Origin of the sequence: Pseudomonas hygromyciniae, from assembly GCF_016925675.1 — a bacterium.
In the GTDB taxonomy this organism is placed as follows: Bacteria; Pseudomonadota; Gammaproteobacteria; order Pseudomonadales; family Pseudomonadaceae; genus Aquipseudomonas; species Aquipseudomonas hygromyciniae.
This window is the reverse complement of the sequence record NZ_CP070506.1, coordinates 1,101,482-1,114,800: the sequence shown is the minus strand read 5'-3', so window position 1 is coordinate 1,114,800 and position 13,319 is coordinate 1,101,482. Positions and strand designations below refer to the sequence as shown.

Here is a 13,319-nt window from a genome sequence, read left to right as displayed (position 1 = left end):
TGGATGGATTTTTCTTGGATCAACAGTTTTGGCAACGAGCTGCTGCACGGCCTGGGCATCACCCTGAAATTGCTGGCGTTGTCCGGGGTGTTCGGCTTCTTGCTGGCGGTGCTGGTGGCGTTGGGGCGCTTGTCGTCCAACCCGCTGATCAGTGCGCCGCTTCGCGCCTACACCGCGGTATTCCGGGGCACGCCGCTGCTGGTGCAGATCTACATCCTGTATTACGGGGTGGGCAGCGTGTTTGCCAGCTACCCGCTGATTCGCGGCAGCTTCCTCTGGCCGTACCTGCGTGAAGGTTTCTGGTACGTGGCCCTGGCGCTGATTTTGTGTGTCGGCGCCTATGTCGGCGAAGTACTGCGCGGCGCCCTGCGTGCCGTGCCCCGGGGCGAGCTGGAAGCGGCGCGGGCCTTTGGCATGAAGCGCCTGATGGTGCTGCGCCGGGTCTGGCTGCCACGGGCGCTGGAACTGGTAAAGCCGACACTGGTGGGCGAGACCGTGCTGCTGCTCAAGGCCACCGCGCTGGCTTCCACCGTGGCCGTCACCGACTTGCTCGGCGCCGCCAACCTGGTGCGTGCGCAGACCCTGCGGGTGTACGAACCCCTGCTGGCCGTGGCGGTGATCTACATTGTCCTGGCGTTCGTGATCGAACACGTCTTCTCGCGCTGGGGCAAAGTCCCGCAGCGCCAGGCTTGAATCAATTTAAGGAGAACAAGGATGCGTTATTCACCGTTTGTCGAGCGCATTAGTGGCGAGTCCGTCAGCGCCTGGGATATTCACTACGCCGCCGTCGAAGCCCGTGGTCGTGGCGAAGATGTGATCGTGTTGAGCGTCGGCGACCCGGACTTCGCCACCACCAGCGCCATCTGCGAAACCGCCGTCGACGCCCTGCGCGCCGGCGACACCCACTACACCCACGTACTGGGCCGGCCGGCGCTGCGCGAGGCGATTGCCGCCAAGCAAAGTCGCCTGCAGGGCATTGCCGTACAGGCCGAGAACGTGGCCCTGGTGGCCGGCGCGCAAAACGGCCTGTTCGCCACCTCGCTGTGCCTGTTCAGCCAGGGCGATGAAGTACTGGTGCCGGAGCCGATGTACCTGACCTACGAGGCGTGCATCCACGCATCCGGTGCGCGCATCGCAACCATCGAGCAACCGGCAGCCAATGGTTTCCGCCTGACCCGCGCAGCCCTGGAAAAGGCCATTACCGACAAGACCCGGGGCATTGCCCTGGCCACGCCCTGCAACCCCACCGGCAACGTCTATAGCCGTGAAGAGCTGGAGCTGGTGGCCGAAGTCGCCCGCGAGCATGACCTGTGGGTGATTTCCGATGAAGTCTACGGCCAGATCACTTACGACCAGCCGCACCTGAGCATCGCCTCGCTGCCGGGCATGGCCGAGCGCACCGTGGTGCTCAACAGCCTGTCGAAAACCCACGCCATGACCGGCTGGCGCGTGGGCTGGGTGGTAGCGCCGACCGCGTTGGTGGGCCACCTGGATAACCTGCTGCTGTGCATGCTCTATGGCTTGCCGGGGTTTATCCAGGAAGCGGCGATCAAGGCCCTGGAGCTGGATGACGAAGTGGTCAGCGATGCGCGCACGGTGTATCGCCGCCGGCGTGACCTGGTGGTAGCGGGCCTCGGCGGCATTGCCGACCTCGATTGCCGCGTGCCCCAGGCCGGGATGTTCATGCTGGTGGACGTGCGCCGCACGGGGCTGTCGAGCATGGACTTTGCCTGGCAGTTGTTCCGCGCCACCGGCGTCTCGGTGCTCGATGCCCAGGCGTTTGGCGCCAGTGCCGAGGGCTTTGTGCGCATCTCCTTTACCGTCGCCGACGACACCCTCAAGGACGCCTGCCAGCGCATTGCCGGGTTCGTCGAGGGCCTGAGAGCCAACCGCTGATTATGTGAACACCAGGATTGATGTGGGAGCTGGCTTGCCTGCTCCCACTGATCTTTGCTCGTCTTGAATATTGAGGTTTCCCCCGTGACCGCTTCCGACCAATTCACTTCCACCCACTCCGTTGTCGGCGAGCACGCTGACCTGGTGTTGCACCATGGCCGTTTCTACACCCTCGACCCAAGCCAGCCGTGGGCCGACGCGGTGGCGATTCGCGGGGGACGTTTTATCGCAGTGGGCACCCTTGCCGACCTGCAACACCTGATCGGCCCGCAGACCCGCCAGCACGATCTGCTGGGTGCATTCTGCATGCCCGGCCTGCACGATATGCACACCCACCCCGACCTCGCCCTGGCCCCGCGCTACAGCGATGACCTGGACGTGGGCATCGAAGACCCCACCCCCCGAACAACTGGCGGCGGCGATCCACGCCTACGCCGATGCCCACCCCGGCGATGGCTGGATCTACGGCCAATACTGGGTGCGCTACACCTTCCGCGAAGCCGGGTTGACCCCAGGTCGCGAATGGCTCGACAGCATCATGCCGGATCGCCCGGTGGCGCTGCTGGACCGCATGTGGGGCACCATGATGGTCAACTCCTGCGCCTTGAAACTGGCCGGCATCGACCGCCATACCGCTGACCCACGCAATGGCTACATGGAGCGCGACGAACTCAGCGGCGAGCCCAATGGCCTGATGATCGATGGCGCCTACGCGCTGATCCACGCGGCCATGCCGCCCACACCGGTAGCGGTGCTGCGCCGGGCCTATCGCGACGGCGTGCATTTCCAGAGCTCACGCGGCGTTACCGCGACCAAGTACGTGCACGTCTGCGAGCGGCGCCTGGATGCCCTCAAGGAACTGGACGACGCCGGCGAATTGAGCCTGCGCGTGGAAGCGGCGATCAGTTGGCAGGACGATATCTTCCCGGTGCGCCGGCGCTGGGAACTGCTCGGTGGCGAGCGTCACTACTATCGCAGCGCCCGGCTCAATGCCAACGCCGTGAAGTTCCACTTCGACGGCACCGTGGAACCCAAATCTTCGTACCTGATGACGCCCTGGGCCGCCGATTCCACCTGGCGTGGCAAGCTCAACCTGACCCCGGAACATATCACCGACATGGTGGTGGACATGGACCGGCGCGGCCTGCGGGTGATCGCCCATTGCACCGGCGACGGCGCGTCCGATGTGTTCCTCGATGCCGTGGCCGAGGCGCGGCGAGTCAATGGCGACAGCGGCATTCGTCACCAATGCGCCCACAGCACCCTGCTGCATCCGGGCAACCTCAAGCGCTTCAAGGCGCTGAATGTGATCGCCGAGTTCTCCCCGGCGGCCTGGTACCCGACGCCGTTTGCCAGCGGCGCCCGCTCCGGTTATGGCGCCGAGCGCCTCAAGCGTATCTACGATTTCAAAGGCGTGCTGGCCGAAGGTGGCCTGGCGGTGATGGGTACCGACTGGCCGGTGGCTTCGATTGACCCGTGGCTGGCCCTGGAAACCATGGTCACCCGGCAGAACCCGTGGAACCAGGAACCGGACTGCTTCGGCGAGCCGATCACCCTGGAACAGGCGCTGCAAGTGGCAACCCTCAACGGCGCCCACGCCATGGGCCTGGAGCATTCCACCGGCAGCCTGGAAGTGGGCAAGTGCGCCGACCTGATCGTGATCGACCGCGACCTGTTCGCCCAACCGGCGCGCAACTACATTCACCAGACCCAAGTGCTGCTGACCTTTGTCGATGGCCGCCCGGTCTACGACCGTCTCAACGCGTTTGCAGACACGGCATTGCAAGCCGTGTGGCAAGGCCTGCCACCGGTGATCGAATGAATAACGACAGCATTGCCGTCACAGTGGTCTCGGGCTTTCTCGGCGCCGGCAAGACCACCCTGCTCAACCGCATCGCCCAGCAGCCGCAACATGGGCGCATGGCGGTGATCGTCAATGACTTTGGCGAGCTGAATATCGATGCGGCGATCATCGCCGAAGTCACCGATGCGGTGTTCAGCCTGCAGAACGGCTGCATCTGCTGCACCGTGCAAGAGGACCTGCTGGCGCAACTGGTGAGCCTGAGCCAACTGCGCCCGCGCCTGGATCGCATCGTGATTGAGTGCAGTGGCGTGTCCGACCCGCAGCGCATTGTGCAAACCCTGGGTTATCCACAGCTCAAGGCGCACTTGCATCTGGATACGGTGATCACCCTGGTGGACGCCAGCGGTTATGCCGCCCTGGAAGGTGAGTTCGCCCGCTTGTCCCGCGCTCAGGTGGCCTGTGCCGACCTGGTGCTGCTGAACAAGGCCGACCTGGTCAGCGCCGCCGAACTGCAAAGCCTGCGCGCAACTATCGGTGCGCGCACGCGGGTGATCAGCACCGTGCAGGCGCAGATCCCCGACGCCCTGCTGCTGGGCGAACGCAGCCCGCGCAACGGCTTTACTCCCGTGCCAGCGCCGCACCATGAACTGTTTGAAAGCTGGACCTGGCAAGGCACCCAGGCCCTGCCGGCCAAGGCCTTGCGCGACTGGCTGGGGCAACTGCCCAAGGACGTGTTCCGCCTTAAAGGCCTGGTGCATTTGCAGGGCAACGACCAGCCCTTCTGGTTGCAACATGTGGGCAACCGCAGCCAGTTCACCCTGGCCAGCGGCGAGCATGCGCAGAATTGCGCACAACTGGTGTTCATCGCCCGACGCGGCAGCGGGCTGCGAGCACAGCTAGAGATGCAATTGCAGGAGATGCAGGGCCTGTAGACGCGGATGACGATGAAGGCAGAGTGCCGCCTTGACCTTGCTACCCTGGCCCTTGAAAATGCCCGACGCTTTTTCGTCTCCCCGCTTACAGAAGTAGTGAAATTTCAATGTCTGATTCCCGTACCGAAGAATCCGTAGTCACCTTGCAATCCAAAGCTGAATACGAAAACGCCATCAATCTTTCACAGCATGTGCCAGCGGCCAAGAACATCAGTGAAATGGTGCTGGACGCGTTCCATACCTCCAAGGAAAGCGACCAGATCCGCGAATTGCGCGTGGCCATCCGCCAGGCCCACGACGCCTTTGACGATGACAAGGCCTACGACCTGATGGGCCAGCTCAAGCAGCTCAAGGACGCCGAAGCCGCCGACAACGCCGCCCTCGAAGACCTGAGCAGCAAGTTCTCGATCAGCCGCATCCTTTCCAGCTTCAAGGACGACCCCGAGTTCCAGGAACTGGTGTATGGCCTGGCGCTGAAAGTGCTGAACCAGACCCACCAGGCCATCAGCAACCCAAGCGCCGGCAAAGGCAAGGCCGCACGGGCGAAGAAGGAAGTGGAAGTGTTTGTGATCAGCAAGGACGGGATCAGCGTAACGCTGCCGTTGCGCACGCCACGCTCCAAGCTCAATGTTGACCGCGAGGCGCTGGAATTCCTCGGTTTCAGCTTTGTGGGTGAAGGCGATGAGGCCGAGCTTGAGAGCGAAACCTTTGTGGATAACTCCGGTGCCGAGCAGCCACTGACCCGCAAGAGCATCGTCAGCGCGCTGCAACAGCAGACGGCGTTTGACGGTTACAGCATCGCCCAGCAATAAGCCGCCGCACCACCTCTCTAATGTGGGAGCGGGCTTGCTCGCGAATGCGCAGTGTCAGTCACTTTATTTGTTGATTGATACACCGCTTTCGCGAGCAAGCCCGCTCCCACAGGGGTTCTGCGGTACTTTCAGAGTTCAATAAAAAGCCCCGCTCTTCTCTCGAAGGCGGGGCTTTTCATTGCATCCCAACTCAGTGGGCGTAAGTCAGCAGCAACTCTTTCGGCACCTGGAAATCCAGGGACATCATCACGCTCAAGGCGGTGATGGTGAAGATCGAGAAGACGAACAACTTGCGCGCCCAGACGGTGTCATCCACCGCCTTGTAGCCGGTCCAGGCCATGTACAACCAGTACATGCCCATGGCCGCGGCGACGGCGAGGTAGCTCATGCCGGCGTAGCCACTGAAGGTCAACATCAAGGTCGCCACGAGGAAGGCCAGGATGTAGAGCAGGATGTGTTTCTTCGCCACCTGGATGCCGCGCTTGACCGGCAATACCGGAATCGAAGCCGCCAGGTAGTCGTTGAAACGGAAGATCGCAATGGCGTAGGAGTGCGGCATCTGCCACAGGCTGAACATCACCAGTAGCACCAGCGCGGCCATGTCGAAGCTATTGGTCACAGCCACGTAACCAATCACCGGCGGCATCGCCCCCGACAGACTGCCCACCAGCGTGCCGTGAACCGACTTGCGCTTGAGGTACAGGCTGTAGAGGCCGACGTAGATGACAAAGCCGATCACGGCAAACAACGCCGCCAGCGGATTGGCCACCGTGTACAGCAACGCCACGCCGGCAACACCGAGGACGGTCGCGAAGATCAGTGCCAGTTTCAGGGAGATAAGGCCCTGGACCAGCACGCGATTCTTGGTGCGCTCCATCTTGATATCGATGTCACGGTCGATGCAGTTGTTGAACACGCAACCGGAGGCCACAACAAGGGAAGTGCCGATCATTGCCGCCAGGAAGATGGCCAGATCGACATGCCCCTTGGAGGCCAGGAAGAAACCGCCTGCCACAGAAAGCACGTTACCGAAAATGATCCCCGGTTTGGTGATTTGGATAAAGTGCTTAAGCGACATCGGGTCTTACCTCACTTCGCCATCATGTAGGTGTGGATGCTGAACATGATCCACAACGACAGGCCAACCAGCAGCAGGATCACAATGGCCGTGAACACAAACGCAATCACGTTGTTGCGCTGGGCCTGGGAGCGATCCAGGTGCAGGAAGTAATACAGGTGGACAACCACCTGGATCACCGCAAACAACAGCACGATTGCCAATGTGGTGGCTTTCGGCAGGGTTGGGTACATCACCAGGCCGAACGGGATGATCGTCAGGATCACCGACAGGATGAAGCCGATAGCGTAAGACTTTACGCTGCCGTGGCTCGCATCATGGCTGTCATGGGAGTGTGCATTAGCCATTACAGAGTCCCCATCAAGTAGACAACGGTGAAGACGCAGATCCAGACCACGTCCAGGAAGTGCCAGAACAGGCTCAGGCAGCTCAGGCGGGTCTTGTTGGTCGACGTCAGGCCATGCTTGTTGACCTGGTACATCATGATCGCCATCCAGATCAGACCGGCGGTTACGTGCAGACCGTGGGTACCGACCAGGGTGAAGAACGCCGACAGGAAGCCGGAACGGCTAGGCCCGTAGCCTTCGGAGATCAGCAGGTGGAACTCGTTGATCTCCATGGCGATAAAGCCAAGGCCGAGCAGGAAGGTCAGGCCCAGCCACTTGAGCACGCCTGCCTTGTTGCCACGGAAGAACGCCAGCATGGCGAAGCCGTAGGTGATCGAGCTGAACAGCAGCAAGGCGGTTTCGCCCAGTACGTAATTCAGCTCGAAGATGTCGTGGCCCGACGGGCCACCCGCTACGTTGTTTACCAGTACCGCGTATACCGCAAAGATCGATGCAAACAGGATGCAGTCGGTCATCAGGTAGAGCCAGAAACCGTATACGGTCATCTCGCCCGCGTCGTGGTGATCATCGTGCCCATGGTCATCGACATGGGCGTGTCCAGCATTGGTCACTAAGTTCGACATGGTTTAAGCCTGTTCCAACGAGGTTTCAACACGGTTGGCCGGAATCTTCTTCTCGGCTACCAGGCGAGCGTGCTGCTCGGCTTCGATGCGCTCGATCACGTCGACCGGCACCATGTAGCCTTGATCATCACGAGCCGCGTGGATCACGAAATAGATCACGGTGCCAGCCAGGCTTGCGATAGCCAGCCACCAGATGTGCCAGATCATCGCGAAACCGAAGACCGTCAACAGCGCGCCCATCACCACGCCAGTGGCGGTGTTGTTCGGCATGTGGATCGGCGAGTAGCGCACAGGACGCTGATACGCCGTACCGTTTTCCTTGGCTTCGGTGAACGGGTCGATGGTCTCGGCCTTAGGCAGCACGGCGAAGTTGTAGAACGGCGGTGGCGACGAGGTCGACCATTCCAGGGTGTGTGCATTCCATGGATCGCCGGAGTCGCAGGCGTTTTGCTTGCGGTCACGGATACTCACGTACAGCTGGATCAACTGGCAGGCGATACCGACAGCGATCATCACCGCACCGAACATGGCGACGTACAGGTACGGCACCCACTCAGGGTTGGTAGTGGCGTTCAGACGACGAGTCATACCCATGAAGCCCAGTGCATAGAGCGGCATGAAGGCGACGAAGAAGCCGGTGATCCAGAACCAGAATGCAGCCTTGCCCCAGCCTTCGTGCAGCTTGAAGCCGAACGCTTTCGGGAAGTAGAAGCTGAAACCAGCGATGTAGCCGAATACCGCACCACCGATGATCACGTTATGGAAGTGAGCGATCACGAACAGGCTGTTGTGCAGTACGAAGTCAGCACCCGGGATGGCCAGCAGTACGCCGGTCATGCCGCCGATGGCGAAAGTCACCATGAAGCCCAGGGTCCACAGAACCTGGCTGGTGAAGCGCAGACGGCCGTGGTAGATGGTGAACAGCCAGTTGAATAGCTTCACCCCCGTCGGGATCGAAATCAGCATCGTCGCCAGGCCGAAGAAGGCGTTGACGCTGGCCCCCGAGCCCATGGTGAAGAAGTGGTGCAGCCAAACCATGAAGCCCAACACCGAGATCGCGCCGGAAGCGTAGACCATCGAGTGGTGACCAAACAGGCGCTTGCCGGTAAAGGTCGAGATCACTTCGGAGAAGATACCGAACGCTGGCAGGATCAGGATGTACACCTCAGGGTGACCCCATGCCCAGAACAGGTTCACGTACATCATTGGATTGCCACCAAGTTCATTGGTGAAGATGTGGAAATCCATGTAACGGTCAAGCGTCAGCAGCGCCAGGGTAGCGGTCAGGATCGGGAACGAAGCCACGATCAGGACGTTGGCCCAGGTGCAGGTCCAGGTGAAGATCGGCATGTCCATCAGTTTCATGCCTGGGGTACGCATTTTCAGCACGGTGGCCAGGAAGTTGACCCCCGTTAGCGTCGTACCCAACCCGGATAGCTGTAGCGCCCAGATGTAGTAATCCATCCCCACGCCCGGACTGTATTGCAGCCCCGACAACGGCGGATAGGCAACCCAACCGGTCTTGGCGAATTCGCCGACGCCCAGGGACAGGTTGATCAGCACGACGCCGGAAACCAGCAGCCAGAAGCTCAGGGAGTTGAGGAACGGGAACGCAACGTCACGCGCACCGATCTGCAGCGGCACTGCCAGGTTCATCAGGCCGGTGAAGAAAGGCATCGCCATGAAGATGATCATGATCACACCGTGGGCGGTGAAGATCTGGTCATAGTGTTCAGGCGGCAGGTAGCCAGGCGAACCTTCGGTGGCCATGGCCAACTGGGTCCGCATCATGATGGCGTCGGCAAAACCGCGCAGCAGCATGACCATGGCGACGATGATGTACATCACGCCGATTTTCTTGTGGTCGACCGACGTCAGCCACTCGGTCCACAAGTAGGTCCACTTCTTGAAGTAGGTGATTGCCGCAAACAGCGCCAGGCCACCCAGCGCGATCATGGCGATGGTCACCATCACGATCGGCTCGTGGAATGGGACCGCTTCCCAACTTAATTTACCAAACATCGTTTACTCCTCTGCCCCGGCAGCTGAATGCGAATTTGCGTCCGTCCCTTCCACAGCAGCCACTTCTTTCTTCTCGTGCTTGACCGGCTTGCCTGGCTTCATCCCTTCATACTTATCGATGATTTTCTGAAACAGGTCCGGCGTGTACGAGGAGTACAGCTCTACAGGGTTGTTCTGGCTTGGCTTGGCAAGGGCTTCGTATTCAGCTTTTTCAAGCTGTTTTGGTGAGCTCTTGGCTTCTTGTACCCAGGCGTTGAAGTCTTCCTGGGAGGTGGCGATTGCTTTGAATTTCATGCCGGTAAAGCCCGCGCCGCTGTAGTTGGCGGAGATACCGTCGAGCTCGGCGTTCTGGTTGGCAATCAGGTGCAGCTTGGTCTGCATGCCCGCCATCGCGTAGATCTGGCCACCCAGGCCCGGGATGAAGAACGAGTTCATCACCGCATCCGAGGTCACTTTGAAGTTGATCGGGGTGTTGGCCGGGAACACGATCTTGTTGACGGTGGCGATCCCTTGCTCGGGATAGATGAACAGCCACTTCCAGTCCAGCGCGACCACTTCGATAGTGATTGGCGGCACGTCGGATTCCAGCGGACGGTAAGGGTCCAGCTCGTGGGTCGACTTATAGGTGATGTAACCCAGGGCGATGATGATGAGTACAGGGACCAGCCACACCGCGATCTCGATCTTGGTGGAGTGCGACCACTTCGGCGCGTAGGTGGCCTTGGTGTTGGACGCGCGGTATTTCCAGGCGAACGCGAAGGTCATCACGATGACCGGCACCACGACCAACAGCATCAGCAAGGTTGCAGTGATGATCAGGTTACGTTGCTCCACGCCGACCTGACCCACAGGGTCGAGCAGCGTCCAGTTGCAGCCTCCCAGCAATAACATGCCGAAAAGCGGCACTATGCCTAGTAATCGGGTGTACCTGTTTTTACTCATCTCACGACCTCTAAAGCAGCTTGCGCAATGCAGTTGGGTTTTGATCGCCAACACTTCACCCTGCCAAGGGTTGGCATTTCTCTTCGATTGAATAAGGGCCTGCCCGGCGCTTCATGCGCTGATCGACACGTCCAGGTCTGGCGGTGATTTCTTATTCGATTTCGTTGGTCAAAGGCCTTGTTACAGACCAATTCCATTTGGTGCGGATAGTTGAAAGGCTGCCGGCACCTGGGGTCGCATGAAGCAATGTTTTCGCCTCTCGACCGCCCTATTTGCTCAGGGTTGAGCAGCACCGGACACTCAGTGCGGGCGATTGTAGTTAGCTAGCGATGTATAAACCATGACTTATAAAGAAATAATTTTTATCGATTCCAGCAATAATCCTGCGCCATTGTTGCAAAGGTTCGGGATCGTATCGCGTTTGATTCTCAACAAAAACCACAAAAAATGCCGTGTTATTGCCCATTGTGTCGCACCCAAGGGGTCCTTCCCGGGTCACCAAACCCCAGGCAAGCCCGCTAAAAACAAGGCATTGGTAGATCCCCGCAAGTTCTGTAACGCACGCCGTTCGCGGCTCGGCCACAAGCAGAAAGTGACAGGTAAAAGCAACTGCTGGCGGGGGGATTAACCGTTAAAACCAGGGGTAGGAAACCTCCTGCGGCACCTTCACTGTGACAACGTGTCGCACTTCGCGCACCGCCAATCTTGTCCAGCGTCACGGTTCATTCACAAAATGCCCGCACACAGAAAAGCCCCGGCCTGCATCAGCAGGACCGGGGCTTTTTGTAGGACGATTTAAGCCCTGTGCTTGCGATTGCGGTAAATGCCCAGGGGCACCAGGATCGCCGTTAACACGAACGCCACCAGCGCCCACTGGGCCAGGGACAAGCCCAGTACCGGCGGGTACGGCGTGCTGCAGAAACCATCGACCTGGAAGCCCAGGGGGAAGATCTTCGCCAGGGGCAAGTCATCGACAATCGGCTGCAGTACATCGACACCGCAACTGATGGCCGGATAGAACTGGGTATACACATGGTGCCCGGCGGCAGCGACACCACCGAGGGCGCTGAGCACCACCAGCACTTCAAAGACCGTGACACTGCGCTGGGTGCGCATCGCCGCGCCAATAAAGGCAAAGAGCGCAATCAGCAACAAGGCATAACGCTGCAGGATGCACAGTGGGCATGGCGCTTCACCCAGCACTATCTGCATATAGAGCGCGCCACCGATCAGCGCCAGGCAGATAATCCCCAGCAACACCAAAAAGCGCCGCTCACGCGCTAACCGCATTTCGTCAATCATCCCCGTTTCCCTTTGCCTAATGATGGGTGTGCCAATGGCCGCAAGTTTACACGCAGGAGGTGAAAATTTAGCAGTAGGCAGCGGGAGGGTAGGCAAAACGGGTTAACGGCACATTAATGTGGTGGTCTTTCGGGCCTCTTCGCGAGCAAGCCCGCTCCCACATTTGAATGTATTCACAGATCAAATGTGGGAGCGGGCTTGCTCGCGAAGAGGCCAATGCGGTGTTGAAGAGCGGCCGCTTATTCCAGCGCCGCCGCCGGCCCGAAGAACTCATACCGGCTCTGCTTTTCAGGCACACCTAAAGCCTTGAGGTGACGTTTGATCGCACTCATAAACCCTTTGGGCCCAAGGAAGTAGGCATCCACATCACGCTCCTCAGGCAACCACGCCGCCAGCTGCTCCTGGGTCAGCATGCCGAGTTTGTCCGCCGCCGGGCTGATGCCGTCGTCTTCGGCGTAGCAGTAGAAGCGCTGCAGTTGCGGGTGATGCGCGGCCAGGGCATCGACCCAGTCGCGAAACGCATGCACGCCACCATTGCGCGCGCAGTGGATAAAATGCACCGGGCGCTCGGTCGCCAACGCCGCTTCCAGCATCGGCAGGGTTGGCGTGATGCCCACACCGCCACTGATCAGCACCAGGGGTTTGTCGCTGTCCACCAGCGTGAACTCCCCCGATGGCGGGAACAGGTCGATGGTCGCCCCCACGTGCATCTGGTCATGCAGGTAATTGGACACGCGCCCGCCCGCTTCGCGCTTGACGCTGATGCGGTACAGGCCCGCGTCGGTACGCGCCGACAATGAATAGTTGCGGCGCACTTCTTCGCCATCGAGGATCAGCTTCAGGCCGATGTACTGGCCGGGCTCGGCGGCGAGGATCGGGCCGTTGTCCACCGGGGCAAAGTACAAGGAGATGATTTCACTGCTCTCCTCCACCCGCTTGACCAGCAAAAACGGGCGCGCCCCGCGCCAGCCGCCAACGGCCTGGGCTTTTTCGTCGTAGATGGCACTCTCTGCGCCGATCAGGATATCGGCCAGTTGCCCGTAGGCTGCGCCCCATGCACTCATCACTTCAGGGGTGGCGATTTCATCACCCAACACCTCGGAAATCGCCCGCAGCAGGCAGTTGCCGACAATCGGGTAATGCTCCGGCAGGATTTGCAGGGCCACGTGCTTATTGATGATCTTGGCCACCAGATCGCCCAACTGGTCCAACTGGTCGATGTGCCGCGCGTACATCAGCACACCATTGGCCAAGGCGCGAGGCTGGTCGCCGCTGGCCTGGTGGGCCTGGTTGAACAGCGGGCGCACTTCGGGGTACTCGGACAGCATCATGCGGTAGAAGTGGGTGATCAGGGCTTCACCACCGCTTTCGAGCAGCGGCACAGTAGATTTGACGATGGCACGGTCTTGAACGCTAAGCATGGGGAGACTCCTGAGCCTTTTAGGCTTCTGAATGATTGCCTTGTGATACTCAGCATTCGTGCCAACTAATAATTCCTTATTTATCAAAGATTTAATTTATATGTAGTCAATATGACTTCACGCACTTTATAGTCATTCGG

Annotated in this window: 12 protein-coding genes and 2 pseudogenes; 7 read left to right on the top strand and 7 right to left on the bottom strand. The window is 59.9% G+C overall.

Features of this window, described 5'->3' with window-relative positions; translation table 11 throughout:
- Positions 1–3: 3 nt before the first annotated feature.
- From JTY93_RS04835 to JTY93_RS04815, 5 genes and pseudogenes are all read left to right on the top strand, one after another.
- Positions 4–693 (top strand): ABC transporter permease, encoded by a 690-nt coding sequence (locus tag JTY93_RS04835; RefSeq protein WP_029300227.1) that lies wholly within the window; start codon positions 4–6, stop codon positions 691–693.
- Between the two features lie 21 nt (positions 694–714).
- Positions 715–1,896: a pyridoxal phosphate-dependent aminotransferase gene (locus JTY93_RS04830; RefSeq protein WP_205477079.1), complete on the top strand. Its 1,182-nt coding sequence runs from the start codon at positions 715–717 to the stop codon at positions 1,894–1,896.
- Between the two features lie 84 nt (positions 1,897–1,980).
- Positions 1,981–3,718: pseudogene (locus JTY93_RS04825) on the top strand (amidohydrolase).
- Positions 3,715–4,632, top strand: a complete 918-nt coding sequence (locus JTY93_RS04820) for a CobW family GTP-binding protein (protein ID WP_205477081.1) — start codon at positions 3,715–3,717, stop codon at positions 4,630–4,632. The pseudogene JTY93_RS04825 and the gene JTY93_RS04820 overlap by 4 nt, the downstream one beginning before the upstream one ends.
- Before the next feature lie 107 nt (positions 4,633–4,739).
- Positions 4,740–5,444 carry a hypothetical protein gene (locus JTY93_RS04815; protein ID WP_169999105.1) on the top strand — a complete coding sequence of 235 codons (705 nt, stop codon included), beginning with the start codon at positions 4,740–4,742 and terminating at the stop codon, positions 5,442–5,444.
- A gap of 190 nt (positions 5,445–5,634) precedes the next feature.
- Here JTY93_RS04815 and cyoE read toward each other — a convergent pair whose 3' ends face one another.
- From cyoE to cyoA, 5 genes are read right to left on the bottom strand one after another with little or no spacing between them, the layout of a single operon-like run.
- A complete protein-coding gene (gene cyoE, locus JTY93_RS04810; protein WP_029300217.1) occupies positions 5,635–6,522 on the bottom strand; it encodes a heme o synthase in 888 nt (295 codons plus the stop codon).
- Positions 6,523–6,533: 11 nt separating this feature from the next.
- The gene (cyoD, locus tag JTY93_RS04805) at positions 6,534–6,869 is read right to left on the bottom strand and encodes a cytochrome o ubiquinol oxidase subunit IV (RefSeq protein WP_029300215.1); all 336 of its coding nucleotides are present in this window, start codon (positions 6,867–6,869) and stop codon (positions 6,534–6,536) included.
- Positions 6,869–7,492 carry a cytochrome o ubiquinol oxidase subunit III gene (gene cyoC / locus JTY93_RS04800; protein ID WP_029300213.1) on the bottom strand — a complete coding sequence of 208 codons (624 nt, stop codon included), beginning with the start codon at positions 7,490–7,492 and terminating at the stop codon, positions 6,869–6,871. Before cyoC ends, cyoD begins: the two co-directional genes overlap by 1 nt.
- Before the next feature lie 3 nt (positions 7,493–7,495).
- Positions 7,496–9,514 carry a cytochrome o ubiquinol oxidase subunit I gene (cyoB, locus tag JTY93_RS04795; RefSeq protein WP_029300211.1) on the bottom strand — a complete coding sequence of 673 codons (2,019 nt, stop codon included), beginning with the start codon at positions 9,512–9,514 and terminating at the stop codon, positions 7,496–7,498.
- Between the two features lie 3 nt (positions 9,515–9,517).
- The gene (gene cyoA, locus JTY93_RS04790; RefSeq protein WP_169999158.1) at positions 9,518–10,456 is read right to left on the bottom strand and encodes a ubiquinol oxidase subunit II; all 939 of its coding nucleotides are present in this window, start codon (positions 10,454–10,456) and stop codon (positions 9,518–9,520) included.
- A gap of 27 nt (positions 10,457–10,483) precedes the next feature.
- Here cyoA and JTY93_RS29720 point away from each other — a divergent pair.
- Together JTY93_RS29720 and JTY93_RS04785 are read left to right on the top strand one after the other, a co-directional pair.
- Positions 10,484–10,698 (top strand): annotated as a pseudogene (locus JTY93_RS29720) (hypothetical protein).
- A gap of 98 nt (positions 10,699–10,796) precedes the next feature.
- Positions 10,797–11,084: a hypothetical protein gene (locus JTY93_RS04785; RefSeq protein ID WP_205477082.1), complete on the top strand. Its 288-nt coding sequence runs from the start codon at positions 10,797–10,799 to the stop codon at positions 11,082–11,084.
- Positions 11,085–11,251: 167 nt separating this feature from the next.
- Here the strand turns inward: JTY93_RS04785 and JTY93_RS04780 are convergent, their stop codons facing one another.
- Complete coding sequence (locus tag JTY93_RS04780; RefSeq protein ID WP_205477083.1) at positions 11,252–11,758, bottom strand: disulfide bond formation protein B; 507 nt, start codon at positions 11,756–11,758, stop codon at positions 11,252–11,254.
- Between the two features lie 239 nt (positions 11,759–11,997).
- Positions 11,998–13,179 carry an NO-inducible flavohemoprotein gene (gene hmpA / locus JTY93_RS04775; protein ID WP_205477084.1) on the bottom strand — a complete coding sequence of 394 codons (1,182 nt, stop codon included), beginning with the start codon at positions 13,177–13,179 and terminating at the stop codon, positions 11,998–12,000.
- Positions 13,180–13,319 lie beyond the last annotated feature (140 nt).